Source organism: Micromonospora sp. A202 (genome assembly GCF_006715105.1).
Lineage (GTDB): Bacteria > Actinomycetota > Actinomycetes > Mycobacteriales > Micromonosporaceae > Micromonospora > Micromonospora zamorensis.
On sequence record NZ_VFMP01000001.1, the window covers coordinates 2,246,823 to 2,271,324 of the forward strand.

Sequence of the window (24,502 nt, forward strand, 5' to 3'; positions counted from 1 at the left end):
CTCAGCCTCCCGACTGTCGGCGCGCCGCCCGCAGCGTCACCCAGTCGGTGACCGCGATCAGCGGGATCGCGAGCAGCACGAAGAGCACCCCCGCCACGACGTACGGCGTGTAGTTGAACGACTGGGCGGTGGCGATCTGAGCCGCGCGGACCGCGTCGATGGGCCCGGCGAGCGAGACCAGCCCGACGTCCTTCTGCAACGCCACCACGTCGTTGAGCAGGGGCGGCGCCACCCGACGGACGGCCTGCGGCAGCACCACGTGGCGCATCGTCTGCCGGTAGGTCAGGCCCAGCGAGCGCGCCGCGGCGAGCTGGCTGGGGTGCACCGACTCGATGCCGGCCCGGAACACCTCGGCGAGATAACCGCTGTAGGTGAGGACCAACGCGGCCCCACCGAGCACCAGCACCGGCGGCATCCCCTGCAGTCGCAGGCCGGGCACGCCGAGGGTGAGCAGGTACAGCACGATGATCAGCGGTAGGCCGCGGAAGGTGTAGGTGTAGCCGGCGGCGAGTGCCCGGACCGGGAAGAAGACCGGGCCGCGCAACGTCCGCAGCACAGCGATCACCAGCCCGAGCAGCAGCGCGCCGACCGCACAGCAGACCAGCAACCGGACGTTGAGCCAGAGCCCGCTCAGCACCGCCGGCAACGCGTCCCGGGCGATCTCCGGGTCCAGGAACGACTGCCGCACCCGGTCCCAGCCGGGCGCACCGGTCACCGCGACGACCAGCAGCGTGCCGAGCGCCGCCGTGGAACAGGCCGCGACCACCACGCTGTAGACGGTCTGCCGATGCCGGTACGCCGACCGCCGCCGCTGCGCCTCGGATGGCACGTGATCCAGGAGCGTCACCGCAGCTCGGCCGCCCCCGCCGCCTGCGCGAGCCACGTCTGCTCCAACTGCTTCAGCGTGCCGGCCGCGGTGAGCTGACCGACCGCGCCGGTCACGCAGGAGGTCAGCGGGGAGTTCTTGTCCAGCAGCAGCCCGAACGCCTCGGGCGTACCGACCTGCGGCACCTGCCCCACGATCGTCGCGTCGGTGATCTCCGCCCCGGTGATGTAGAAGGCGGTCGGGAGGTCCACCACGAGACCGTCCAGCTGCCCGTTCTGCAGGGCCTTCTTGGCGTCGTCGTTGCTGTTGTAGACCTGCGGCTTGGCCGACGGCTTGATCACGTCGGTGATCGCCTGGTAGCTGGTGGTGCCCACCTGGGCGCCGAGCCGCGCGTCGCGAAGATCTGCCAGCGACGTCCTGCCGGCAATCTTCGAGGACTTCAACGCGACGACGGTCTGCCGCACCAGGTAGTACGGCGCGGAGAAGTCCACCGCCTGCTTGCGCTCCTCGGTGATGGAGAACTGGTTGATGTCGAAGTCGAAGTCCTTCGGCCCGGGCGCGATCGCGGTGTCGAACTTCACCCGCGTCCAGGTGACGTCCGCGCGGGCGTAGCCGAGCTTCTCCGCCACCGCGTACGCGACGGCCGACTCGAAGCCCTCGCCGCTCTCCGGCTTGTCCTTCGAGAACCACGGCTCGTACGCGGGCTGGTCGGTGGCGATGGTGAGCTTGCCCGGCGTACGGGTGGGCAGGCTGTCCTTGGCGCAGGACAGACCCGTGGTGACAGCGGGGGTTGGTAGTTCCTTCTGTGGCGCGCATCCGGCGGTGGCTACGACGGCGGCACCGGCGAGGGTGAGCGCGAGGAGACGTGAGCTGCTGGCCATGGCCGACAGCGTAGAGCTCCATGAGCATCGATCGAAGGTTGTCCCACCATGCCGATAGGGAATTGCCGCCTCGAAGTCCCGCTGACCGGGTGTTGGCGGACCCGGACGTACGGTGCGAGTCGACCGGCTGGAAGAATCCTCTCCCGTGAAGACGTTCGAGGAGTTGTTCGCCGAGCTGCAGGCCAAGGCCGCCGCCGGCACCCCGGGCTCGGGCACCGTCGCCGCCCTGGAAAAGGGGGTGCACTTCATCGGCAAGAAGGTCGTCGAGGAGGCGGCCGAGTCGTGGATGGCCGCCGAGCACGAGGGGCCGGAGCGCACCGCCGAGGAGATCTCCCAACTGCTCTACCAGGTCCAGGTGCTCATGCTCGCCAGTGGTCTCGACCTCAAGGACGTCTACCGACATCTGTGAGTGCCCCCACCCGTTGATCGCCATCCGGATCGAAGGAGCACTCCGTCATGTTGCGTGTCGCCATCCCCAACAAGGGCACCCTGGCCGAGCCGGCCGCCCAGATGCTGCGCGAGGCGGGCTACCGCCAGCGCACCGACCCCAAGGACCTCGTCTGCCGGGACGAGGCCAACGACGTCGAATTCTTCTACCTGCGCCCCAAGGACATCGCCACCTACGTCGGCTCCGGTGACCTCGACCTCGGCATCACCGGTCGGGACCTGCTGATCGACTCGGCCGCGCCGGCGGAAGAGGTCGTCGACCTCGCCTTCGGCCGGGCCACCTTCCGCTTCGCCGCCCGCCCCGACGACATCGCCTCCGTCCAGGATCTGGGCGGCCACCGGATCGCCACCGCGTACCCCGGGCTGGTCGAGCGGCACCTCGGCGAGGTCGGAGTCAAGGCCGACGTGATCCGCCTCGACGGTGCGGTGGAGAACGCCGTACGCCTCGGTGTCGCCGACGTGATCGCGGACGTCGTGGAGACCGGCGCCACCCTGCGCCAGGCGGGCCTCGTCGTGTTCGGGGAGCCGCTGCTGCGCTCCTCGGCGGTGCTGGTCCGGCGTGCCGGCGCGCCCGCGAACGCGCAGGCCGAACAGTTGCTGCGCCGCCTGCACGGTGTGCTGGTGGCCCGCCGCTACGTGATGCTCGCCTACGACGTGCCGGCCGGCCTGCTGGACCGCGCCAGCGGGCTCACCCCGGGCATCGAGTCACCCACCGTCTCGCCGCTGCACCGCGAGGGCTGGGTGGCGGTGCAGGCGATGGTGCTCCGCGACGACGTCCACCGGATCATGGACGAGCTGTACGAGTTGGGCGCTCGCGCCATCCTCGTCACCAACATCCACGCCTGTCGCCTCTGACCGGTCGTCCGGCGGGCGGCCCGGCGCTTGATTAACTCGGGTTCGCTGAAACGGGGGTGTCCGCGCGCCGGGGACACCCCCGTTTCACGAAACCCGAGTGGATCTGTCGCGCCCGCGCGGGTGTGAGGCGCGGGTGTGAGGCGCGGGTGTGAGGCGCGGGTGGTCCGGCGCGGGTGTGCGGCGAGGAACCTCCCGGCGGCCGTGCCCCGACCGGGAAGATCGCGCTTGATCATTGAAGTAGTGGTGTCGATCTCGTCGGAGGCCACTGGATCCTGGATCGAGCACGATCTTCGCGTGCGGTGCGGTGTTGCCCGGTGGCGCGATGTGTCCTGCCCGCATGGCTGCGCTGAGTGGTCGCTCGGCGGGTGGTGCGGCCCACGGGCGGGTGCGGATGGCAGACTGGTGGGGTGAGTGAAACCGAACTGGTCCGCCTGAAGCCCCGCCGCATCCGCGTGGTCTGCTGGTCGGCGGCGGTTGCGCTGGTGGTGGTGTTCGGTCTGGTCGCCACCTCGCTGAGCGGGCCGACCGGCGACGGTTACGGCAGCTTCCAGCGCGGCGACCAGATCGCCATGGTCGGCTTGGGCATCTTCGGGGCGCTGGGCTTCCTGCTGTTCACCCGTCCGCGGGTGGAGGCGGACGCGCGTGGCGTCCGGGTGCGCAACATCATCAGCTCCTACGAGCTGCCCTGGGAGGTTGTCCGGGGAGTCCGGTTCGACCGGGGCGCGCCGTGGGCCAGCCTGGAGCTGCATGACGACGACCTCCTGCCGATGATCGCCCTCCAGGCGGCCGACAAGGAGCTTGCCGTCGACGGGGTCCGTGCGTTGCGGCGACTGCACGAGGCGCACCAGGCCCACCTCGCCGAACGCGCCGCCGGCCGCTGACCCGCATCCCATCGGCAAGATCTGGACAACTTCCCTGAAACTGCTGTCTCAGCGTCGCCGGAGGCAGCCCCGTGCTCAGGTGGTCGTAGCAATCGATCTTGTCGTTCGTTGGTCTCTTCGGCGGGGTGATCGCTGAGAGGCTGGTGGGGCGTGGCGGGTCGTAGGCCGTTGACGGTGGTGGACCGGGAAGAGATCACGCGGGGGATCGCTGAAGGGCTCTCGGGTCAGCAGATTGCGGCGCGGATTGGTCGGGATCCGAGTGTGGTGTCGCGGGAGATTTGTCGGGGTGGTGGGCGGGGGTTCTATCGGGCGTGGCGTTCGCAGCGGCAGGCGCAGCGGGCGCGGCGCCGGCCGAAGCCGTGCAAGCTGGAGTTGGACGCGCGGCTGCGGGAGGTGGTGGTGGCGTTGTTGGGTGAGGGTTGGTCGCCGGATCAGGTCGCTGGGCGGTTGCGGGTGGACTATCCCGAGGACGAGGCGATGCGGGTGTCGCACGAGGCGATTTACACGTGGATGTATGCGTTGCCGGTCGGGGAGTTGGCACGGCAGCACCTGCGGTTGCGCAGTGGCCGCAGGAACCGTCGCCCGGCGCGTTCGCCGGCGTCGCGGGCGCCGAAGATCCCGAACCCGACGTTCATCGATCAGCGGCCCGTCCAGGCCGAGGACCGGCGGGTACCTGGGCACTGGGAAGGCGACCTGGTCATCGGCAAGAACGGCGCCAGCGCCACCGCCACGCTGGTGGAACGCACCTCCCGGTTCCTGATCCTGATCCCGCTATCAGGAAGAGACAGCCCCACCGTCACCAGCGCCGTGGCCACCGGCATCGCCGGTCTGCCCGACGCCCTGCGCCGCACCCTGACCTGGGACTGCGGCACCGAAATGGCCGAACACGCCGCCCTGAGCATCGCCGCCGGTATCGACGTCTACTTCGCCCACCCCCACAGTCCCTGGCAACGCGGCACCAACGAGAGCACCAACCGGTGGATTCGCGAATACCTACCCCGCGGCACCGTCATCCCCAACGACCACGACCACCTCAACGCCATCGCCGACCGACTCAACAACCGACCCCGCCGTATCCTCGGCTACAAGAAACCCAAAGAAGTCTTCGCCGAGCTGCTGACCAGCCAGATTGCTTCCACCGGCTGAGCACGGGAGCACTTTCAGGGAAACTGCGCGGATCTTGGCCCGAGCACGCCCGCGGATCTTGGCCCGCGCCCGCCCGACTCGTCCGACTCGTCCGGCACGACCGGGGTGGGGCGGCCAGCACGGCCGGCGCGGCCAGGGCCTTGACCTTCAGGTGGTGCCCGGTTTGGGGGCGGACGGGGCGCCGGTGTAGTGTTGTCGAGTCGACCAGGCTGTCTCCGCGTGCGAGCAGACAGCCTTGAAAGCGGAGCGCCTGCTCCCACCCGAGTCGCCGCTACGGTGGCCGGGTCCGGTCACCGGTTCCGGGCATGTCCCGGCGCCGGATGCGCGATCCTGTGATCGTGCTGACCGGTCGAGCGGGCCCTGGCATGCGCCGGGGCCTTCTGCTTTTCGGGTTGGTTCCCATCCGGGGGCTGCGGGGGTCGGCACTGAGCAGAAGCGACTCGAGGAGGCCCCATCAGCGTCGAACCACGCGTGAACGAGCAGATCCGGGCACGTGAGGTCCGACTGGTCGGCCCAGAGGGTGAGCAGGTGGGCATCGTCCCGCTGGAGCGCGCTCTTCAGCTGGCCGCGGACGTCGATCTGGACCTGGTCGAGGTTGCGCCGATGGCGCGCCCGCCGGTGTGCAAGCTCATGGACTTCGGCAAGTTCAAGTATGAGAGCGCACTCAAGGCGCGCGAAGCGCGGCGTAACCAGCAGCAGACCGTCATCAAGGAAATGAAGCTTCGACCGAAGATCGACCCGCACGACTACGAGACCAAGAAGGGTCACGTGGTGCGGTTCCTCAAGGCGGGCGACAAGGTCAAGGTGACGATCATGTTCCGCGGTCGCGAGCAGAGTCGTCCGGAGCTGGGTTACCGGCTCCTGCGTCGACTCGAATCCGAGATCACGGAACTGGGATACGTCGAGGCCGCTCCGAAGCAGGACGGCCGAAACATGATCATGGTTCTCGCTCCGCATCGGGCCGTCAAGGCCTCCGCGGTCGCCGCTACGGCGTCCCGCGGTGGACCTCGGGACCGGGCAGGGGACGAGTCCGCCGCTCCGGAAGCCGATGAGACCGCAGCGGTCGGCGAGACCGCAGCAGCCGGTGACACCGGCCTCGCCGCCGATACCAGCGGCGAGTAACAGGGGAGAGACGTTCCACATGCCGAAGATGAAGAGCCACACGGGTATGGGTAAGCGGGTCAAGGTGACCGGCAAGGGCAAGATCGTTGCCCAGCAGGCCGGCCTCCGTCACAACCTGGAGAAGAAGTCCTCCACCCACACCCGCCGGCTGACCGGCACGGTCGTGCTGGCCAAGGCCGACGTCAAGCGCATCAAGAAGCTGCTCGGCCGCTGACGCGCGCCACCTTTACGTAATAAGGAGTTGAGATGGCACGCGTCAAGCGGGCTGTAAACGCCCAGAAGAAGCGTCGTACCCTGCTGGAGTCCGCGAGTGGTTACCGCGGTCAGCGCTCCCGGCTGTACCGCAAGGCCAAGGAGCAGGTGCTGCACTCGATGCAGTACGCCTACCGGGACCGTCGTGACCGCAAGGGCGACTTCCGGCAGCTGTGGATCCAGCGGATCAACGCGGGCGCCCGGGCCAACGGGATGACCTACAACCGCCTGATCCAGGGCATGCGTCTGGCCGGCATCGAGGTCGACCGCAAGATCCTGGCCGACATGGCTGTCAACGACGCCGCCTCTTTCGCGGCGATCGTCGAGCTGGCCCGGGCCGCGGTCACGGCCGAGGGCACCGGCGGCGCGGCGGCTCAGGCCGCCTGATCCCCACGCACCAGAACGAGGCGTCTCCCGTGTCGGCACCGCCGTCCGGGGGGCGCCTCAATCGTGCCGGAGGAGCGCACACCATGGCTTTCACCCCGCGTACCCCCAGGGTTGTCGCCGCCCGGCGGTTGCAACGCCGCCGGGACCGCGACGCCACCGGCCAGTTCCTGGCCGAGGGCCCACAGGCGGTCCGCGAGGCCCTCGCGCGGCCGGAGGTGGTCACCGAGCTGTTCGGTACGACCGCCGCCCTCGACCGGCACCCGGATCTGGCCGCCACGGCGGCCCGCGCCGACGTGCCGGTCTCCGAGGTCACCGACGAGGCCCTCGCCGCGCTGACCGAGACCGTCGCCCCGCAGGGGCTGGTCGCCGTCTGCCGGCACCTCGACGTGTCGCTGGAGCAGGCCCTCGCGGGTGCGCCCCGGCTGGTCGCGGTGCTCGCCGAGATCCGTGACCCGGGCAACGCCGGCACGGTGCTGCGCACCGCCGACGCGGCCGGGGCGGGCGCTGTCGTCTTCGCCGGCGAGGCCGTCGACCCGTACAACGGCAAGTGTGTACGCGCCTCCGCCGGCAGCCTCTTCCACCTCGATGTGGTGCGCGCCGCCGACCCCGCCCAGGTGGTCGACGCGCTGCGCGCCGCCGGGCTGTCGATCTTCGCCACCACGGGATACGGCGACAGCGACCTGGACGACATGACCGACTACGGTCGGCTCGTCGGGCCTACCGCCTGGCTGTTCGGCTCGGAGGCGCACGGCCTGCCCGAGGAGTTGGCTTCCGCCGCCGACGCCCGGGTGCGGGTGCCGTTGTACGGGCGCGCGGAGAGCCTCAACCTGGCTGCCGCAGCGGCGGTGTGCCTGTACGCTTCAGCGAGAGCACAGCGCTGAGGGTGATCGTGCCCGGCGCGACTGACAGCAGGGGAGAGCATCCGCCCATGAACGCGCCACGGCGTTCGTTTAGCCAGCCCGCCGGTGTCGGCGGGCGGCGGGCCTGACCTGCTCCCTGCACAACTCCTACCGGCGGGCTGCGGCACAGCCGCGCGTCCGTAGACTCGCTTAGCCGCCCCCGGTGAGGGCTGGCGCCGCCGTGAGGGAGTGCCCGTACGCCATGAGCTACCGCAACGATCCGTACGACCCGAAGCAGGTCGCCCTGCTCGACCCCGCCGCCCTGGACGAGGCTGTCGCGGACGCCACGAAGGCGTTCACGGCCGCCGCCAACCCGGACGCGTTGACCGCGCTGCGCTCGGTGCATCTCGGTGACCGGTCACCGGTCTCGCTGGCCCGCCGCGAGATCGGCGCGTTGCCGCCGGCCGCGAAGTCCGACGCCGGCAAGCGGGTCAACGAGGCCCGCCGGGCGATCGAGACCGCGTACGCCGACCGCGCCGAGGTGCTGGAGCGCGAGCAGGCCCAGCGGGTGCTGGTCGAGGAGCGGGTGGACGTCACCCTGCCCTTCAACCGGCGTCCCCGGGGCGCCCGACACCCGCTGAGCGTCCTGATGGAGTCGATCAGCGACCTGTTCGTCGGGATGGGCTACGAGGTGGCCGAGGGGCCCGAGGTCGACCTGGAGTGGGTCAACTTCGACGCGTTGAACATCCCCGCCGACCACCCGGCGCGCGGGTTGATGGACACGTTCCACATCGCATCCGCCGACGGCTCAGCGGGCTCGGGTCTTGTTTTACGAACGCACACCTCGACGGTGCAGACCCGCACCATGCTCAGCCGCAAGCCGCCGATCTACGTGATCGTGCCCGGCCGCGTCTATCGCACCGACGAGATCGACGCCACGCACAGCCCGGTGTTCCACCAGGCCGAGGGTCTGGTCGTCGACAAGGGCATCACGATGGCGCACCTGCGGGGCACGCTCGACCACTTCGCCCGGGCGATGTTCGGGCCGGAGGCGAAGACCCGGTGGCGGCCGCACTACTTCCCGTTCACCGAGCCGTCGGCGGAGTTCGACGTGTGGTTCCCGGAGCACCGCGACGGCCCGCAGTGGGTCGAGTGGGGCGGCTGCGGCATGGTCAACCCGCGGGTGCTGCGCGCCTGCGGCGTTGACCCGGAGGTCTACTCCGGATTCGCCTTCGGCATGGGCATCGACCGGACCCTGATGGTCCGGCACGGGGTCAGCGACATCCGCCACCTCTTCGAGGGCGACGTGCGGTTCAGCCGCGCGCTCGGGACCGGGGCGTAGGCGATGCGGGTACGAGACACGGGAACGGTGGTCTGAAGTCATGCGAGTTTCTGTCAGTTGGCTGCGGGAGTACGTCGACCTCCCCGCCGACCTGCCCACCGGTGACCTGGAGCAGGCACTGGTCGACCTCGGCATCGAGGTCGAGTCCGTCGTGGACCTGGCCGCCACCGTCACCGGTCAGCTCGTCGTCGGTGAGGTCCGCGAGATCGAGGAGCTCACCGGCTTCAAGAAGCCGATCCGGTTCTGCCGGGTCGACGTGGGTGACGCCAACGGCACCGGGGAGCCGCAGGAGATCGTCTGCGGTGCGCGCAACTTCGCCGTCGGTGACCGCGTGGTCGTGATCCTGCCCGGCGGTGTGCTGCCCGGCGGGTTCGCGATCGGCGCCCGCAAGACGTACGGGCACAACTCCGCGGGCATGATCTGCTCGGCGAAGGAGCTGGGCCTCGGCGACGACCACTCCGGCATCATCGTGCTGGGGCCGGGCGTGACGGCCAAGCCGGGCGACGACGCGCGCCCGGTGGTCGGCCTCGACGACGTCGTGCTCGATCTGGAGATCACCCCCGACCGGGGGTACGCGCTGAGCCTGCGGGGTCTGGCCCGGGAGCTGTCGCACGCGTTCGACGTGCCGCTGCACGACCCGGCCCTGGCGCCCGCGCCGAGCGGCACCGAGACACCCGCGTACCCGGTGGAGGTCCGCGACACTGTCGGCTGCGACCGGTTCACCGCCCGCCTGGTCCGGGGCGTCGACCCGAGCGCGCCCACCCCGTCGTGGATGCAGCAGCGGCTGGTCACCGCCGGCATCCGCAGCATCTCGTTGCCGGTGGACATCACCAACTACGTGATGTTGGAGCTGGGCCAGCCGATGCACGCCTTCGACGCCGACCGGGTCGTCGGGCCGCTGGTGGTCCGTCGCGCCGAGGCGGGGGAGAAGCTGACCACCCTGGACGGTGTCAACCGGGTGCTCACCGCCGACGACATGGTCATCTGCGACGACACTGGTCCGATCTCGCTCGCCGCGGTGATGGGCGGTGAGACCAGCGAGGTCGTCGCCGACACCACCACAGTGCTCTTCGAGGCGGCGCACTGGGACCCGCCGATGGTCGGGCGTACGGCCCGCCGGCACAAGCTGTTCAGCGAAGCCGCGAAGCGCTGGGAGCGGGGCGTCGACCCGGCCGTGGCCCTAGTCGCGTTGGAACGTGCCGTGCGGCTGCTCACCGAGCACGGCGGGGGCACCCCGGGCGCGGAGGTCCTGGACATCGACCACGTCCGTCCGCGTACCCCGATCACCCTGCCGGCGGACCTGCCCACCCGGCGGGTCGGCGTGGAGTACCCGCCGGCGCGGGTGGTCGCCCTGCTGGAGCGGGTCGGCTGCACCGTCGCGCAGGGCGTGGACCGGCTGTCCGAGGACCCGGGCGCGGTCGGCGTGGCCAGCGGCGCCGGGACGGCGCTGAGTGTCACCCCACCGACCTGGCGGCCCGACCTGACCGACCCGGCCGACCTGGTCGAGGAGGTGGTCCGCCTCGACGGGTACGACCGGGTGCCGTCGGTGCTGCCGACCGCGCCTCCCGGTCGCGGCCTGACCCCGCGGCAACGTCGGCGCCGGGCGGTCGCCGGGTCCCTCGCTGAGCGGGGGTACGTGGAGGTGCTCGCGCACCCCTTCGTGTCGCCGGAGCTGGCCGACCAGCTCGGCCTGGCGGCCGACGACCCGCGTCGCCCCGCGGTGCGGCTGGCCAACCCGTTGTCCGAGGAGGAGCCGCTGCTGCGCACCACGCTGCTCGGCCCGCTGCTCGGCATCCTCAAGCGCAACCTCGGTCGAGGCCACCGCGACCTCGCCCTCTACGAGATCGGCGCGGTCTTCCACCCGCGCGTCGGTGCCGGCAGCCCGCCGGCGATGGGCGTGGACCGACGTCCCACCGACGCGGAGTTCGCGGCCGCCGACGCGGTGGTGCCGGCGCAGCCGGTGCACGTCGCGGTGGTGCTCGCCGGCGACCTCGACCCCGCCGGTTGGTGGGGTGCGGGTCGACCGGCCGGCTGGGCGGACGCGATCGAGGCGGCCCGTGACGTGCTCGACGCCGCCGGGATTCCCGGCGAGCGGGTCGAGGTGCGGGCGGCCGAGTACGCGCCGTGGCACCCGGGCCGCTGCGCCGAGCTGCGGGTCGACGGCGCGGTCGTCGGGCACGCCGGTGAGCTGCACCCGGTGGTCGTCGCGGCGTTGGAGCTGCCCCGACGCACCTGCGCGATGGAGCTGGACCTCGACACGCTGCCGCCGACCCCGGTGACGCCCGCGCCGACGGTGTCCGGCTTCCCGCCGGCGCTGATCGACGTGGCCCTGGTGGTGGACGACTCGGTGCCGGCGGAGCAGGTGCGCCGTGCGCTGGAGGCGGGCGCCGGTGAGCTGCTGGAGGACGTGCGGCTGTTCGACGTGTACTCCGGCGCGCAGCTCGGTGACGGTCGCCGCTCGTTGGCGTACAAGCTCACCTTCCGGGCACCGGACCGGACGCTCACCGTCGAGGAGGCGGTCGCGGCACGGGACGCGGCGGTCGCCGTCGCGACGGAGCGCCTCGGCGCCACCCTGCGCGGCGCCTGAGCGGTGCCGGTGCTGGGATGGCTCGCGGTGGCCGCCGTGTTCGCGGTGGCCACCGCCGCCCTGATCTGGGCCCGCCGGCACCTGCTGCTGGTCGCGGTCGTGGGGCGCAGCATGGAGCCGACGCTGCGCTCCGGTGACCGGGTGCTGGCCCGGCGCGTGCCGCTGGCCCGGGTCCGGCCCGGTGACGTGGTCGTGGTGGTCGCCCCGGCGGAGATGACCGCCGGGCGACCGACCCGCCCCGACGCGGCGGGCACGCCGGGCCTGCTGATCAAGCGGGCGTACGCGGTGCCGGGCGACCCGGTGCCGGTAGACCGGGTGCCGCTGCTGCGCCAGAGCGGCGAGCAGGTCGTGCCGGCCGGTCGGCTGGTGGTGCTCGGCGACAACCCGTCGCAGAGCTACGACTCCCGTGAGTGCGGCTACATTCCGGAGCCGGACGTGCTCGGCGTGGTGGTCCGGCCGCGACCGCGCGCGGACTGACCGTCGGCGCGGGTGGCATGCGGAACGGCGTGCCACCCGGCCCGGTCCGGGTGGCACGCCGTCAGCGCCTCAGCAGAGAGCGCTCATCGTGCTCGCGCCCGCGCTGCAGTAGTAACCGCAGCTTCCGCAGGTTGTCTTGCAGGCCAGGTTCGTGCTGCACCGCTTGAAGTAGCACGTCCCACAGAGCGCGCAGTACGGGTCCGGCGGACAGCCGGCGGCTGCCGTCACCTTGGGTACGAACACGCCGAGCATCCGCTCGCCCAGGTTCTCCAGTCGACGGAACATCCGTTCACCTCCCCTCGATACGGATCGTTGCCGGGACGCTACGGCGGGTCGGTACACCGCCGGTACAGCCGAGCCGGAGGTCGGCAACAGTCGATGTATCCGCGATGTATCCGCCACTTCTAGCGTGGGCCTCCCGGCAATGGGAGGTGCGTACGGATGCGAGCCCTGGAACTGACCGCACGGCTGCTGCTGGCCCTGGTGTTCCTCGCCGCGGTCGTCGGCAAGCTGCGGACCCGGGCGGGTTTCGCCGCCTTCGTCGGGTCGGTCGGCCAGTTCGGCGTGCCCGACCGCTGGACCGTGCCCGCTGCCCGCGTCGCGGTGGTCGCCGAGGCCGCCGTCGTGGTGCTGCTCGCCGTCCCCCGGACCGTGCCCGTCGGGCTGGTGCTCGCCGTCGGGCTGCTCGGTGTGCTCACCGCCGCGATCGTCGGGGCGTTGCGTCGGGGTGCCCGGCCGGCCTGCCGCTGCTTCGGCGCCGCCGACGCGCCGGTCGGGCCCCGGCACGTCGGGCGCAACCTCGCCCTCGCCGCAGTGGCGCTGCTCGGCCTGTTCGGCTGGGCCAGCGCCACCGGGCCGCCGCCGTCCGCGTCGGCCGCCCTGGTCGCCGTCGGTGTGGCGGTTCCCCTCGCCGCAGTGGTGGTCCGGCTCGACGACCTGGTCGCCCTGTTCGCCCCCACGTCGCCGCGGCAGTCCCGTCCGGCCGGTCGGCACTGACCCCGGTTCGTATCCCCGCACCCCGAAGGAGCCCTCATGGCGCTGTTGACCGTCGCCGTCGTCCTCGTCGCCGCTCTCGGCCTGCTCAACCTGGTCCTGCTGCTCGGTGTGGTCCGTCGGCTGCGTGAGCACTCCGACCTGCTCAGCGACCAGCAGGGCCAACCACCGGCGGTGATGTTGGAGGTGGGTTCGATCCCCGGTGACTTCGTGTCGACCACTATGGACGGTCGCGTGCTCGCGCGCGCCGATCTGCCGCCGATGACCCTGGTGGCGTTCCTCTCGCCGAGCTGTGAGCACTGCGAGGAGCAGTTGCCGGTGCTCGTCGACCGGGCAAGGACGATGCCCGGCGGCGCGGAGCACGTCTGGATCGTGGTGGTCGGGAAGGGTCCGGAGACCCAGCCGTACGCGGAGCGGTTCACCGGCCTGGCGACCGTCTTCGTGGAGCCGGGCACCGGCGCGCTTCCGCTGGCGTTCGGGGTCAAGGGGTTCCCGGCGTTCGGTTTGCTCGACGAGCGCGGCATCGTGGCGTCGACGGCGTTCGGCATCGCCCGGTTGGACCTGCCGGTGGCGCGGTGAGCGGCCCCCGGCTGGCACCGCGGCGGGCTGCCCGGCACGCCCGGTCGGCACTGGGGCTGACCTGGCGGGCCGCCCCGGGGGGCACTACGACGGACCTGCTGCTCGCCGTGCTGGCCGGTTTGACCCCGGTCCTCGTGGCGGCGCTCACCAAGCTCGTGCTGGACCGGCTCACCGGTGGCGGCTCGGCCGGCGTGCCGCTGACCGCGCTCGCCGCCGGCCTCGCCATGGCCGCCGCGCTCGGCACGGTCCTGCCGCACCTGCGCACCTACGTGGCGGCGCAGCGGTCGCGGGCGGTGTCGCGGCTGGTGCGCCGCCGCCTGTACGACGCGGTGCAGCGGCTCGTCGGGCTGGTGCGGTTGGAGGATCCGGAGTTCCAGGACCGGTTGCAGGCCGCCCAGCAGACCGGTCACCTCGGTCCCACCCAGCTGACCGGCAACACGTTCGGCGCGGTGCAGAGCGCACTGGCGATGACGGGGTTCCTCGGCGTCCTGTTGATGCTCAACCCGCTGATCGGGGCGTTGGTGCTGCTCGCCGCGCTGCCCACCCTCTGGATGCAGCTACGGCTCAACCGGGCCCGCGCGGCAATGGTGCTGCGGATGGAGCACTTCCAACGGCGGGACCTGTTCTTCGCCCAGTTGCTGGTGGGTGTGCCGGCGGCCAAGGAGGTGCGCCTGTTCGGTCTGGGCCGGTTTTTCGGCGACCGGATGCTCGACGAGCTGCACGACCTGCACCGGGTGGAGCAGAAACTGGACCGCCGAGAGGTGCGCGCCCAGGCGGTGCTCGGCCTGCTCGGTGCGACGGTGGCGGGCATCGGGGTGGTCTACACCGTCTCGGTCGCCCGCGCGGGCGGGCTCAGCCCCGGCGACGTGGTGATCTTCCTGGCCGCGATCCCGGGGGTGCAGGGTGCGCTGGGCAGCCTGGTCGTCCAGCTCGGCGCGATCCACCAGGCGCTGCTGCTCTTCGAGCACTACGACCAGGTGGCGCACGTCGAGACGGACCTGCCGGTGCCGGCCACCCCCCGGCCGGTACCACCGTTGACCGAGGGCATCGAGCTGCGCGATGTGTGGTTCCGCTACTCGCCGCAGCATCCGTGGGTGCTGCGGGGTGTGGACCTGCACCTGCGCGCAGGGGCCACGACGGCTCTGGTGGGGCTGAACGGCGCCGGCAAGAGCACCCTGGTCAAGCTCCTCTGCCGCTTCTACGACCCGGAGCGCGGCAGCATCCGGTGGGACGGGGTCGACCTGCGCGAGTTCGATCCGGCGGAGCTGCGCGAGCGGCTGGGGGCGGTGTTCCAGGACTTCATGCCGTACGACCTCAGCGCGGCCGAGAACATCGCGTTGGGTGACCTGGGCGCGTGCGAGGACCCGGAGCGGCTGCGAACCGCCGCCCGGCATGCGGGCATCGACGACACGTTGACCGCGCTGCCCCGCGGCTACGACACCCTGCTGACCCGGATCTTCTTCGACGGCCCGGACCGGGACGACCCGCAGGCCGGGGTGGTGCTCTCCGGCGGTCAGTGGCAACGGGTGGCGCTTGCCCGGGGGTTCCTGCGGGCCGAGCGGGACCTGCTGATTCTGGACGAGCCCAGCTCCGGCCTGGACGCCGAGGCCGAGCACGACCTGCACCGCCGGTTGGGTGAGCTGCGCCGGGGTCGGACCAGTCTGCTCATCTCGCACCGGCTCAACGCGGTGCGCGACGCGGACACGATCGTGGTGCTCGCCGACGGTCGGGTCGTCGAGCGGGGTGACCACCGGGAGCTGCTCGCCGCCGCAGGTCGGTACGCCCGGTTGTTCGGCCTGCAGGCCCGCGGTTACCGGGAGGACGCCCCGGCGCCGGTCTGACCGGCCAGGTCACCGCTCGCCTCGGTGGCGGCGAGTTCGGCGGCGTAGAGCCGGACGAGTTCGCCGATGTGGAACCGGCCCGGTCCGGCCGGCTCGGCGAGCTGCGCGGCGACCAGCCGGTCCAGTGCCCGCGCCGCGTCCTCGGGCGGAGCCCCGCTCAGCATGGCGGCCAGTTCGGCGGTGACCGGCCCGGGGTGGGCTCGGCCGAGCCGCAGGAAGACCGGCGCGGCCGACCCGAGCCGGTGGTAGCTGGCGCTGAGCCGGGGCCCGAGACCGGTCTCGGCGAGCCGGTACCGCTCGTCGCGCAGCAACCGCGCCAACCGGGTCAGCGACCAGTGCGGTCCCTCGGTCAGCCGACCGGCCGCGGTGCGCAATGCGAGCGGCAGCCGCTCGCAGAGGTTGACCACCGCCGAGGCCGCCTCCGGCTCCGCGTCCACCGTCCGGTCACCGGCGGTGGCCCGCAGCATCGCCATCGCGTCGGCGGCGGGCAGCGGATCGAGCCGCAGGCCGGGGGCGTCGCCGGTGGTGACCGGGTTGCGGCTGGTGACCAGCAGCGCGCACCCGCCGCGGACCGGCAGCAGGCCGTCGACCTGGGTGGCGTCGGCGGCGTTGTCGAGCACCAGCAGCACCCGTCGGTCGAACAGCAGGGACCGGACCCGGGCGCGCGCCTCGGCGACGGTGGTCGGCTCCGGTTCGTCGGCGCCCGGGTGCAGGGCCCGGAGCATCCGGGTGGCGACCTGCAACGGCAGCGGTGGGGCGTCCGCGACCGACCCGCCGAGATCGAGGTGGAGCTGGCCGTCCGGGAAGGCGTCCAGCGCCGCCGCTGCGGCACGCAGCGCCAGTGCCGACTTGCCGGTGCCCGCCATGCCGTAGACGGCCACGGTGACCGGTTGCCGCCGGGCGTCGACCAGCGCCTGGCACAGCCGGGCCAGCTCTGCCCGGCGGCCGACGAACGATGCGGCGGGGCAGGGCAGCTCGTGCGGCACCCGCGACGCGACGGCGCGATGCCGGGGCGGTGTGCCGCCGGGCCGCCGGGTCGGGACCGCCGTGCGGCGCTCCTGGCGGCGCACCGAGCGGTACAGCTCGGTCAGCTCGGGCCCGGGAGCCACGCCCAGTTCGCCGTCGAGTGCCCGACAGGCCGCCTGGTAGGTCTGCACCACGCCGGGATGGTCGCCGGCGCGATGCAGCGCGGTCATCAGCAGCGCCCACGCCGGCTCGCGCAGCGGGTGCTCCGCGAGGTGCTGGCGCAGCAGGGTCAGCAGTTCCGGTGTGCCCCGGTCGCCCAGGTCCAGGCGGCAGGCCGCGTACGTCTCCCGGGCGCCGGCGCGCTGCTCCCGCAGCCGGTCGAAGGCGGCTGCGGTCGCCGGCCCGTACGCCGGGGGTGGTTCGGTCGGTGACCAGAGCGCGAGCGCGCGGCTCAGCAGGGTGGTGGCCAGTTCGTGTTCGCCGCTGATGCGGGCAGCGTGGCCGTCGGTGGCCAGTCGTTCGAACTCGGTGGCGTCCAGTTCACCCGGTTCGACGCGGAGCAGGTACCCACCGTGCTCGGCGGGCAGTCGGGGCAGTTCGTCGGGGGAGTCGAGCAGGTGGCGTAGCTGGCTGGCGTGGCTGCGCAGGTTGGCCACGGCCGAGGCCGGGGGTCGTCTGCCCCACAGCTCCTCGCGCAGCCGATCGACCGGGACCGCCAGGCCGGCCTGGAGCAGGAGGGTGACCAGAAAGGCTGTGGGCCGGCCGGCCGGCACCCGCAGGGTCTGCCCGTCGCGACGCACCCGGACCGGACCGAGGATCTCGAACGACAGCCCCACCGCGTCCTCCGTCAGGTGCCCCCACGCGGACCGGGCAGGCCGGCCCACCACCGTCAGAAAGTCATGCTAGTCGATTGAATGCCGCCTCAGACGATTTAGCTGAACGTTGACTCAGGTGTTTCCCCGGCGACGGCACCGGTACATTGCCATGCAGAGGGCTGCATGAACTTGCACCCGTGAGTCGCCCTTGTTAATCTTTTCTGCATAGTCATGCGGAGGTGAGTATGGGGATCCGAGTCGCGGTCGCCGGTGCGAGCGGCTACGCCGGGGGTGAGTTGCTGCGCCTGGTCGCCGGGCACCCGGAGTTCGACCTGGTCGCCGCCACCGCGCACAGCCAGGCCGGTCACCGCGTCGACGTGGTGCACCCGCAGCTCACCGGGCTCGATCTGGTGCTCGGCCAGACCGACCCGGCGACCCTGGCCGACGCGGACCTGGTCTTCCTGGCCCTGCCACATGGTGAGTCGGCGGCCCTCGCGGCCCAACTGCCGGCCGAGGTGCGCATCGTCGACCTGGGTGCGGACCACCGGCTCGCCGACCCGTACGCCTGGGCGCAGTACTACGGCGGCACGCACGCCGGGCAGTGGACCTACGGCCTGCCCGAGCTGCCCGGTCAGCGGGAGCTGATCGCCGGCTCCACCCGGGTGGCGAACACCGGCTGCTACGCCGCGGCGATCACCCTGGCGCTCGCGCCGCTGATCGCCGACGGCGCGGCCAGTCCCGCCGACGTGGTGGTCGTGGCCGCCTCCGGCACCTCCGGCGCGGGTCGGGCGGCGAAGCCGCACCTGCTGGCCAGCGAGGTGCTGGGCGACCTGTCGCCGTACCGGGTCGGCACCCACCAGCATGTGCCGGAGATCAAGCAGGCATCCGGCGCGACCGGCCTGTCGTTCACGCCCGTCCTGGCGCCGATGCCGCGCGGCATCCTGGCCACGGTCACCGCGGTGCCGGCGCGCGGTGTCGACCCGCAGCAGGTGCTGGCGCAGGCGTACGCCGACGCGCCGTTCGTGCACGTGCTGCCGGAGGGCCGCTGGCCGCACACGGCCGCCACGCTGGGCTCCAACTCGTGTCACCTGCAGGCCACCGTCGACGTCGACTCGGGCCGGTTGATCGTGCTGAGCGCGCTGGACAACCTGGGCAAGGGCGCGGCCGGTCAGGCAGTGCAGAACGCCAACCTCATGCTCGGCCTGCCGGAGACGACGGGCCTGTCGATCTGGGGAGTCAGCCCATGAGTGTCACCACCCCTCGGGGGTTCCGCGCGTCCGGAGTGGCCGCGGGCCTCAAGACCAGTGGTGGCGCGGACGTCGCGCTCGTGGTCAACGACGGCCCGGACGCCGGTGTCGCCGGTGTCTTCACCACCAACCGGGTCAAGGCCGCGCCGGTGCTCTGGAGCCAGCAGGTCGTGCAGGGCGGTGTGGTCCGCGCGGTGGTGCTCAACTCCGGTGGCGCCAACGCCTGCACCGGCCCGGCCGGCTTCCAGGACACCCACGCCACCGCCGAGCACACCGCCGCCGCGCTGACCTCGGTCAGCCCACGGTTGATCCTCGGCGCCGGTGAGGTGGCGGTCTGCTCCACCGGGTTGATCGGTGAGCGGCTGCCGATGCCGAAACTGCTGCCCGGTGTCCGCTCGGCGATCCGACGGTTGTCCCGCGACGGCGGCGTGGCCGCCGCCGAGGCGATCATGACCACGGACACCCGGTCGAAGACCACAGTGGCCCGGGGCAGCGGCTGGACGGTCGGCGGCATGGCCAAGGGCGCCGGGATGCTCGCGCCGGGAATGGCCACCATGCTGTGCGTGCTGACCACCGACGCGGTGGCCGGGCCGGCTGCGCTGGACGAGGCACTGCGCGCGGCGACCCGGGTCACCTTCGACCGGGTCGACTCCGACGGCTGCATGTCCACCAACGACACCGTGTTGCTGCTGGCCAGCGGTGCGAGCGGCATCGAGCCGACTCCGGCCGAGCTGGCCGCCGCCGTCACCGCGGCCTGTCACGACCTGGCCCAGCAGTTGGTGGCCGACGCAGAGGGGGCGACCAAGCAGATCGCCATCGACGTGGTGGGCGCCGCCGACGAGGACGACGCGGTCGAGGTGGGCCGTTCGGTGGCCCGCAACAACCTGGTCAAGACCGCGCTGTTCGGCAACGACCCCAACTGGGGTCGGATCCTCGCTGCCGTCGGCACCACCGCCGCCGCGTTCGAGCCGGACGAGGTGGACGTGGCGGTCAACGGGGTGTGGGTGTGCCGGGGCGGCGCCGCCGCCGAGGACCGCTCGAAGGTAGACCTCACCGGGCGGGACGTGACGATCCGGATCGACCTGCACGCGGGCACGTCGGCCGCGACGATCTGGACCAACGATCTGTCCCACGCGTACGTGCACGAGAACTCGGCGTACTCGACATGAGTCTCAGCAGCGACCTGACTCGCGCCCAGGTCAAGGCGGAGACGCTGATCGAGGCGCTGCCCTGGTTGGCACGCTTCTCCGGCTCCACGGTCGTGGTCAAGTACGGCGGCAACGCGATGACCGATCCCGAGTTGCAGCGGGCGTTCGCGGCCGACATGGTCTTTCTGCGTTACGCGGGCCTGAAGCCGGTGGTGGTGCACGGCGGCGGTCCGCAGATCTCCGCCATGCTGGGCCGGCTCGGCATCGCCAGCGAGTTCCGGGGTGGCCTGCGGGTGACCACGGCCGAGGCGATGGACGTCGTCCGGATGGTGCTGGTCGGCCAGGTCGGCCGCGAGCTGGTCGGGCTGATCAACTCGCACGGCCCGTACGCCGTGGGCCTGTCCGGCGAGGACGCCCGGTTGTTCACCGCGGTGCGCCGCCCGGCGTACGTGGACGGGTTGCCGGTCGACGTCGGCCAGGTCGGTGACGTCGAGTCGGTCGACGTGTCCGCGGTGACCGACCTGATCGAGGCCGGTCGGATCCCGGTGATCTCCACTGTGGCGCCGGACGTGGACGGGGTGCTGCACAACCTCAACGCGGACACCGCCGCCGCCGCGCTCGCGATCGCGTTGCGGGCCCGCAAGCTGGTCGTGCTCACCGACGTGGCCGGCCTGTACGCGGACTGGCCGGACACGACCAGCCTGGTCTCCGAGATCGCCGCGGACGACCTGGCGAAGCTGCTGCCCAATCTGGAGTCGGGGATGGTGCCGAAGATGGAGGCCTGCCTGCGCGCGGTGCGTGGGGGAGTGCCGGCCGCGCACGTCGTCGACGGTCGGGTGGCGCACTCGACGTTGCTTGAGGTTTTCACCTCGGAAGGGTTCGGAACGATGGTGGTGCCGGGAGACGGGATGGTCGCGTCGTGAGCACGTTGGCGCAGCGCTGGAAGCAGTCCATGATGGACAACTACGGCACGCCGCCGCTGGCGCTGGTCTCCGGTGCCGGTGCCGTGGTGGTCGACGACGCCGGCCGCGAATACCTCGACCTGGTCGGTGGCATCGCGGTGAACGCCCTCGGTCACGCCCACCCGGCCGTGGTGGCGGCGGTGTCGAAGCAGGTCGCGACCCTCGGGCACGTTTCCAACCTCTTCGTCGCGGAGCCGCCGGTGGCCCTGGCCGAGTTGCTGTTGGCGCTCGCCGGCCGGCCCGGCCGGGTCTTCTTCTCCAACTCGGGCGCGGAGGCGAACGAGGCGGCGTTCAAGCTCTCCCGGCGTACCGGCCGCACGCACGTGGTGGCCACCGGGGGCGGCTTCCACGGCCGCACGATGGGCGCGCTCGCGCTGACCGGTCAGCCGGCCAAGGCCGATCCGTTCCGGCCGCTGCCCGGCGAGGTGACCCACGTCGACTACGGCGACGTCGCCGCCCTGGAGGCGGCCGTCTCCGACGCCACCGCGATGCTGATCCTGGAGCCGATCCAGGGTGAGAACGGTGTGGTCGTCCCGCCGGCCGGCTACCTGGCCGCGGCCCGGCGGATCACCGCGCGGCACGGCGCGTTGCTGGTCCTCGACGAGGTGCAGACCGGCATGGGCCGCACCGGGCACTGGTTCAGGCATCAGGCCGAGGGCGTGGAGCCGGACGTGGTCACCCTGGCCAAGGGTCTGGGCGGCGGTCTGCCCATCGGTGCCACGCTGGCCTTCGGCCCGGCCGCCGACCTGCTCACCCCCGGTTCGCACGGCACCACCTTCGGCGGCAACCCGGTCAGCTGCGCGGCGGCGCTCGCCGTGGTGGCGACCATCGCCAACGAGGGCCTCCTCGACAACGTCAAGCGGGTCGGCGAGCGGCTGCGCCGCGGCATCGAGTCGCTGGGCCACCCGCTGATCGCAGGCATACGCGGCGAGGGGCTGCTGCTCGGTGTGGCGCTCACCGCGCCGGTGGCGGCGGTGCTGGCCGAGGCCCTGCGGGAGGCCGGCTTCCTGGTCAACCCGGTGCAGCCGACAGTGCTCCGGTTGGCCCCGCCACTGATCCTCACCGCCGCGCAGGTGGACACCTTCCTCGCCGCGCTGCCCGCCGCACTGGACGCGACGACTCCGGCGGCCGCCGGCACGGCGGACGAACCCTCCACGCTGACCACCACGACGGGGACGACTCGATGACCCGGCACTTCCTGCGCGACGACGACCTCTCGCCCGCCGAGCAGTCCACGGTCCTCGACCTGGCGGCGCGGATGAAGGCGGACCGGTTCGGCCACCGGCCGCTGGTCGGCCCCCGCTCGGTGGCGGTGCTCTTCGACAAGCAGAGCCTGCGGACCAGGACCTCGTTCGACGCCGGCATCGCCGAACTGGGTGGGCACCCGCTGGTCGTGGACACGCAGGTCACCCACTTCGGCCGGGGCGAGGCCCTCGCCGACGCGGGGCGGGTGCTGTCCCGCTACGTCGCGGCGATCGTGCTGCGCACCCACGGCGACGACCGGATCGCCGAGGTCGCGGCGGGCGCCAGCGTGCCGGTTGTCAACGCGCTCACCGACGGCTTCCACCCGTGCCAACTGCTGGCCGACCTGCTCACCATCCGGGAGCGGTGTGGCGGCACGGCCGGTCGCACCCTTACCTACGTGGGGGACAGCGCGAACAACATGGCGCAGTCGTACCTGCTGGCCGGGGCGATGGCCGGCATGCACGTCCGGGTCGCCGGGCCGGCCGGGTTCGAGCCCGACCCGGGCGTGGTGGACGCGGCGGCCCGGATCGCCGCCGAGACCGGCGGGTCGGTGCGGGTGCTGACCGACCCGGCCCAGGCGGTACGCGACGCCGACGTGCTCGCCACCGACACCTGGACCTCGATGGGGCAGGAGTCCGACGGGCTGGACCGGATCACGCCGTTCCTGCCGTACCAGGTCAACAAGGAGCTGCTCGGCCAGGCCGCACCGGACGCGATCGTGCTGCACTGCCTGCCGGCGCACCGCGGTGAGGAGATCACCGACGAGGTGCTCGACGGCCCGCAGAGCGCGGTCTTCGACCAGGCGGAGAACCGCCTGCACGTGCAGAAGGCGCTGCTCACCTTCCTGCTGGACACCGCGACGGGGGAGTCCCGATGACCGCACCGTTGACCCGCGCGGCCCGGCACGCCCGGATCGTGGAGCTGATCCGCGACAAGGCGATCCGGTCGCAGACCGAGCTGGCCGACCTGCTCGCCTCCGACGGCGTCGGCGTCACCCAGGCCACCCTCTCGCGCGACCTGGAGGAGTTGGGCGCGGTCAAGGTGCGTGGCGGCGACGGCCCGGCCGTCTACCTGATCCCCGAGGACGGCAAACGGCCGTTGCGCGACGCCGAGGCCGCGCCGGCCCGGCTGATGCGGCTGCTGCACGAGCTGCTCAACGGCGTCGACTCCAGCGGCAACATCGCCGTGCTGCGTACGCCGCCGGGCGCAGCCCAGTACCTGGCCAGCGCGTTGGACCGAGCGGGCCTGCCCGAGATCGTCGGCACCATCGCCGGCGACGACACCATCCTCGTCGTGGCCCGCGAGGCCGTCGGTGGGGCCGCGCTCGGCGAGAAGCTCGCCGGCTGGGCCCGACGGGAAGACAACGCCGAAGGGAACACCGCATCATGACCGAGCGGGTCGTGCTCGCGTACTCCGGAGGGTTGGACACCTCCGTCGCCATTCCGTACCTGGCCGAGCAGACCGGTGCCGAGGTGATCGCGGTCGCGGTCGACGTCGGTCAGGGCGGCGAGGACCTCGACGCGATCCGGCAGCGTGCCCTGGACTGCGGCGCCGCCGAGTCGGAGGTGGTCGACGCGCGCGACGAGTTCGCCGCCGACTACTGCCTGCCGGCCATCCGAGCCAACGCCCTCTACATGGACCGCTACCCGCTGGTGTCGGCACTGTCCCGGCCGCTGATCGTGAAGCACCTGGTGGCGGCGGCGCGCAAGCACGGCGGCACGATCGTCTCGCACGGCTGCACCGGCAAGGGCAACGACCAGGTCCGGTTCGAGGTGGGCCTGAACGCGCTCGCCCCCGACCTGAAGATCATCGCGCCGGCCCGGGACTTCGCCTGGACCCGGGACAAGGCGATCGCCTTCGCCGAGGAGAAGGGGCTGCCGATCGACGTGTCGGCCAAGTCCCCCTACTCCATCGACCAGAACCTGTGGGGTCGGGCGGTGGAGACCGGGTTCCTGGAGGACATCTGGAACGCGCCCGTCGAGGACCTCTACTCGTACACTGCCGACCCGGCGTCGGACCGCGACGCCGACGAGGTCGCGATCACCTTCGACGGCGGGGTGCCGGTGGCGATCGACGGTGAGACGGTCACTCCGTACCAGGCGATCCTGGAGCTGAACCGGCGTGCCGGCGCCCAGGGCGTCGGCCGGCTCGACATGGTCGAGGACCGCCTGGTCGGAATCAAGAGCCGCGAGGTGTACGAGGCACCCGGCGCGATCGCGCTGATCACCGCCCACCAGGAGCTGGAGGCGGTGACCGTGGAACGCGACCTGGCCCGGTTCAAGCGGAGCGTCGACCAGCGCTGGGGCGAGCTGGTCTACGACGGCCTGTGGTTCTCGCCGCTGAAGGACTCGCTGGACGCGTTCATCGACGACGCGCAGCGGCACGTGAGCGGTGAGGTGCGGATGACCCTGCACGGCGGCCGGGCCACAGTGACGGGTCGGCGCTCCGAGGCGAGCCTCTACGACTTCGGGATGGCCACCTACGACACCGGCGACACCTTCGACCAGTCCCTGGCCAAGGGCTTCGTGCAGTTGTGGGGCCTGCCGAGTCGGATGGCCGCCGCTCGGGACGCCCGGCTGGGCGGTGGCGGACAGTGACACGTGCGAGCGCGCGGAGTGAGAGAGCGCAGCGAGTGAGCCCCGCAGTCGCGAGCGAAAGGCAGGC

The 24,502-nt window shown here is 72.1% G+C and carries 25 protein-coding genes; 21 read left to right on the forward strand and 4 right to left on the reverse strand.

Annotated features, from left to right (window positions below; translation table 11 throughout):
- Position 1: 1 nt before the first annotated feature.
- Both FBZ33_RS10330 and FBZ33_RS10335 read right to left on the reverse strand, forming a co-directional pair.
- On the reverse strand, positions 2 to 847 hold the full coding sequence (locus tag FBZ33_RS10330; protein WP_099857298.1) for an amino acid ABC transporter permease: 846 nt from the start codon (positions 845 to 847) through the stop codon (positions 2 to 4).
- Positions 844 to 1,707 carry an ABC transporter substrate-binding protein gene (locus FBZ33_RS10335; protein ID WP_141908856.1) on the reverse strand — a complete coding sequence of 288 codons (864 nt, stop codon included), beginning with the start codon at positions 1,705 to 1,707 and terminating at the stop codon, positions 844 to 846. The genes FBZ33_RS10330 and FBZ33_RS10335 overlap by 4 nt, the downstream gene beginning before the upstream one ends.
- Positions 1,708 to 1,852: 145 nt before the next feature.
- Between FBZ33_RS10335 and FBZ33_RS10340 the strand changes: the two genes are divergently transcribed.
- The 11 genes from FBZ33_RS10340 to FBZ33_RS10390 all read left to right on the forward strand — a co-directional run bounded on the left by FBZ33_RS10340 (position 1,853) and on the right by FBZ33_RS10390 (position 12,042).
- The gene (locus FBZ33_RS10340; protein ID WP_088947482.1) at positions 1,853 to 2,116 is read left to right on the forward strand and encodes a phosphoribosyl-ATP diphosphatase; all 264 of its coding nucleotides are present in this window, start codon (positions 1,853 to 1,855) and stop codon (positions 2,114 to 2,116) included.
- Between the two features lie 47 nt (positions 2,117 to 2,163).
- Positions 2,164 to 3,009 carry an ATP phosphoribosyltransferase gene (hisG, locus tag FBZ33_RS10345; protein WP_088947483.1) on the forward strand — a complete coding sequence of 282 codons (846 nt, stop codon included), beginning with the start codon at positions 2,164 to 2,166 and terminating at the stop codon, positions 3,007 to 3,009.
- A gap of 407 nt (positions 3,010 to 3,416) precedes the next feature.
- Positions 3,417 to 3,890: a PH domain-containing protein gene (locus tag FBZ33_RS10350; RefSeq protein WP_185755265.1), complete on the forward strand. Its 474-nt coding sequence runs from the start codon at positions 3,417 to 3,419 to the stop codon at positions 3,888 to 3,890.
- A 150-nt stretch (positions 3,891 to 4,040) separates the two neighbouring features.
- A complete protein-coding gene (locus FBZ33_RS10355; protein WP_141908230.1) occupies positions 4,041 to 5,036 on the forward strand; it encodes an IS30 family transposase in 996 nt (331 codons plus the stop codon).
- Positions 5,037 to 5,507: 471 nt separating this feature from the next.
- Positions 5,508 to 6,158 (forward strand): translation initiation factor IF-3, encoded by a 651-nt coding sequence (infC, locus tag FBZ33_RS10360; protein ID WP_088947485.1) that lies wholly within the window; start codon positions 5,508 to 5,510, stop codon positions 6,156 to 6,158.
- 19 nt (positions 6,159 to 6,177) lie between these two features.
- Positions 6,178 to 6,372, forward strand: coding sequence for a 50S ribosomal protein L35 (gene rpmI, locus FBZ33_RS10365; RefSeq protein ID WP_099852283.1), 195 nt, complete (start codon positions 6,178 to 6,180; stop codon positions 6,370 to 6,372).
- A 32-nt stretch (positions 6,373 to 6,404) separates the two neighbouring features.
- Positions 6,405 to 6,797: a 50S ribosomal protein L20 gene (rplT, locus tag FBZ33_RS10370; protein ID WP_088947486.1), complete on the forward strand. Its 393-nt coding sequence runs from the start codon at positions 6,405 to 6,407 to the stop codon at positions 6,795 to 6,797.
- Between the two features lie 83 nt (positions 6,798 to 6,880).
- Positions 6,881 to 7,678, forward strand: a complete 798-nt coding sequence (locus tag FBZ33_RS10375; protein ID WP_088947487.1) for an RNA methyltransferase — start codon at positions 6,881 to 6,883, stop codon at positions 7,676 to 7,678.
- Positions 7,679 to 7,898: 220 nt separating this feature from the next.
- Positions 7,899 to 8,978, forward strand: coding sequence for a phenylalanine--tRNA ligase subunit alpha (pheS, locus tag FBZ33_RS10380; protein WP_141908857.1), 1,080 nt, complete (start codon positions 7,899 to 7,901; stop codon positions 8,976 to 8,978).
- 40 nt (positions 8,979 to 9,018) lie between these two features.
- Complete coding sequence (gene pheT / locus FBZ33_RS10385) at positions 9,019 to 11,565, forward strand: phenylalanine--tRNA ligase subunit beta (protein ID WP_141908858.1); 2,547 nt, start codon at positions 9,019 to 9,021, stop codon at positions 11,563 to 11,565.
- A gap of 9 nt (positions 11,566 to 11,574) precedes the next feature.
- On the forward strand, positions 11,575 to 12,042 hold the full coding sequence (locus tag FBZ33_RS10390) for a S26 family signal peptidase (protein ID WP_141908859.1): 468 nt from the start codon (positions 11,575 to 11,577) through the stop codon (positions 12,040 to 12,042).
- A 69-nt stretch (positions 12,043 to 12,111) separates the two neighbouring features.
- Here the strand turns inward: FBZ33_RS10390 and FBZ33_RS10395 are convergent, their stop codons facing one another.
- Positions 12,112 to 12,327: a hypothetical protein gene (locus FBZ33_RS10395; protein WP_088947490.1), complete on the reverse strand. Its 216-nt coding sequence runs from the start codon at positions 12,325 to 12,327 to the stop codon at positions 12,112 to 12,114.
- 156 nt (positions 12,328 to 12,483) lie between these two features.
- Here FBZ33_RS10395 and FBZ33_RS10400 point away from each other — a divergent pair, with 156 nt between their 5' ends.
- The 3 genes from FBZ33_RS10400 to FBZ33_RS10410 are packed head-to-tail and all read left to right on the forward strand — an operon-like array spanning position 12,484 to position 15,455.
- A complete protein-coding gene (locus tag FBZ33_RS10400; protein WP_141908860.1) occupies positions 12,484 to 13,038 on the forward strand; it encodes a MauE/DoxX family redox-associated membrane protein in 555 nt (184 codons plus the stop codon).
- 36 nt (positions 13,039 to 13,074) lie between these two features.
- Complete coding sequence (locus tag FBZ33_RS10405; RefSeq protein WP_141908861.1) at positions 13,075 to 13,614, forward strand: hypothetical protein; 540 nt, start codon at positions 13,075 to 13,077, stop codon at positions 13,612 to 13,614.
- Positions 13,611 to 15,455 (forward strand): ABC transporter ATP-binding protein, encoded by a 1,845-nt coding sequence (locus tag FBZ33_RS10410; protein WP_141908862.1) that lies wholly within the window; start codon positions 13,611 to 13,613, stop codon positions 15,453 to 15,455. The genes FBZ33_RS10405 and FBZ33_RS10410 overlap by 4 nt, the downstream gene beginning before the upstream one ends.
- Here FBZ33_RS10410 and FBZ33_RS10415 read toward each other — a convergent pair.
- Positions 15,425 to 17,257 carry a BTAD domain-containing putative transcriptional regulator gene (locus FBZ33_RS10415; RefSeq protein ID WP_141908863.1) on the reverse strand — a complete coding sequence of 611 codons (1,833 nt, stop codon included), beginning with the start codon at positions 17,255 to 17,257 and terminating at the stop codon, positions 15,425 to 15,427. The genes FBZ33_RS10410 and FBZ33_RS10415 overlap by 31 nt on opposite strands.
- Before the next feature lie 224 nt (positions 17,258 to 17,481).
- On the opposite strand from FBZ33_RS10415, the gene argC reads away from it, so the two are divergent.
- From argC to FBZ33_RS10450, 7 genes are read left to right on the forward strand one after another with little or no spacing between them, the layout of a single operon-like run.
- Entirely contained in the window at positions 17,482 to 18,483 is a 1,002-nt protein-coding gene (argC, locus tag FBZ33_RS10420; RefSeq protein WP_141908864.1) for an N-acetyl-gamma-glutamyl-phosphate reductase, read from the forward strand.
- Entirely contained in the window at positions 18,480 to 19,652 is a 1,173-nt protein-coding gene (gene argJ / locus FBZ33_RS10425; RefSeq protein WP_141908865.1) for a bifunctional glutamate N-acetyltransferase/amino-acid acetyltransferase ArgJ, read from the forward strand. Before argC ends, argJ begins: the two co-directional genes overlap by 4 nt.
- Positions 19,649 to 20,554, forward strand: a complete 906-nt coding sequence (gene argB / locus FBZ33_RS10430) for an acetylglutamate kinase (RefSeq protein ID WP_141908866.1) — start codon at positions 19,649 to 19,651, stop codon at positions 20,552 to 20,554. Before argJ ends, argB begins: the two co-directional genes overlap by 4 nt.
- Positions 20,551 to 21,780: an acetylornithine transaminase gene (locus FBZ33_RS10435; protein ID WP_141908867.1), complete on the forward strand. Its 1,230-nt coding sequence runs from the start codon at positions 20,551 to 20,553 to the stop codon at positions 21,778 to 21,780. Before argB ends, FBZ33_RS10435 begins: the two co-directional genes overlap by 4 nt.
- On the forward strand, positions 21,777 to 22,715 hold the full coding sequence (argF, locus tag FBZ33_RS10440; RefSeq protein ID WP_141908868.1) for an ornithine carbamoyltransferase: 939 nt from the start codon (positions 21,777 to 21,779) through the stop codon (positions 22,713 to 22,715). The genes FBZ33_RS10435 and argF overlap by 4 nt, the downstream gene beginning before the upstream one ends.
- A complete protein-coding gene (locus tag FBZ33_RS10445) occupies positions 22,712 to 23,227 on the forward strand; it encodes an arginine repressor (RefSeq protein WP_088947500.1) in 516 nt (171 codons plus the stop codon). The genes argF and FBZ33_RS10445 overlap by 4 nt, the downstream gene beginning before the upstream one ends.
- Positions 23,224 to 24,435 carry an argininosuccinate synthase gene (locus tag FBZ33_RS10450; protein ID WP_141908869.1) on the forward strand — a complete coding sequence of 404 codons (1,212 nt, stop codon included), beginning with the start codon at positions 23,224 to 23,226 and terminating at the stop codon, positions 24,433 to 24,435. The genes FBZ33_RS10445 and FBZ33_RS10450 overlap by 4 nt, the downstream gene beginning before the upstream one ends.
- Positions 24,436 to 24,502: the final 67 nt, after the last annotated feature.

Coding starts and splice junctions, on each gene's coding strand:
- FBZ33_RS10395 (WP_088947490.1), bottom strand. CDS start 12,327: ATGTTCCGTCGACTGGAGAACCTGGGCGAGCGGATGCTCGGCGTGTTC.
- rpmI (WP_099852283.1), top strand. CDS start 6,178: ATGCCGAAGATGAAGAGCCACACGGGTATGGGTAAGCGGGTCAAGGTG.
- rplT (WP_088947486.1), top strand. CDS start 6,405: ATGGCACGCGTCAAGCGGGCTGTAAACGCCCAGAAGAAGCGTCGTACC.
- FBZ33_RS10405 (WP_141908861.1), top strand. CDS start 13,075: ATGGCGCTGTTGACCGTCGCCGTCGTCCTCGTCGCCGCTCTCGGCCTG.
- pheS (WP_141908857.1), top strand. CDS start 7,899: ATGAGCTACCGCAACGATCCGTACGACCCGAAGCAGGTCGCCCTGCTC.
- argC (WP_141908864.1), top strand. CDS start 17,482: ATGGGGATCCGAGTCGCGGTCGCCGGTGCGAGCGGCTACGCCGGGGGT.
- FBZ33_RS10445 (WP_088947500.1), top strand. CDS start 22,712: ATGACCGCACCGTTGACCCGCGCGGCCCGGCACGCCCGGATCGTGGAG.
- FBZ33_RS10335 (WP_141908856.1), bottom strand. CDS start 1,707: ATGGCCAGCAGCTCACGTCTCCTCGCGCTCACCCTCGCCGGTGCCGCC.
- argB (WP_141908866.1), top strand. CDS start 19,649: ATGAGTCTCAGCAGCGACCTGACTCGCGCCCAGGTCAAGGCGGAGACG.
- pheT (WP_141908858.1), top strand. CDS start 9,019: ATGCGAGTTTCTGTCAGTTGGCTGCGGGAGTACGTCGACCTCCCCGCC.
- FBZ33_RS10375 (WP_088947487.1), top strand. CDS start 6,881: ATGGCTTTCACCCCGCGTACCCCCAGGGTTGTCGCCGCCCGGCGGTTG.
- hisG (WP_088947483.1), top strand. CDS start 2,164: ATGTTGCGTGTCGCCATCCCCAACAAGGGCACCCTGGCCGAGCCGGCC.
- FBZ33_RS10400 (WP_141908860.1), top strand. CDS start 12,484: ATGCGAGCCCTGGAACTGACCGCACGGCTGCTGCTGGCCCTGGTGTTC.
- argJ (WP_141908865.1), top strand. CDS start 18,480: ATGAGTGTCACCACCCCTCGGGGGTTCCGCGCGTCCGGAGTGGCCGCG.
- FBZ33_RS10450 (WP_141908869.1), top strand. CDS start 23,224: ATGACCGAGCGGGTCGTGCTCGCGTACTCCGGAGGGTTGGACACCTCC.
- argF (WP_141908868.1), top strand. CDS start 21,777: ATGACCCGGCACTTCCTGCGCGACGACGACCTCTCGCCCGCCGAGCAG.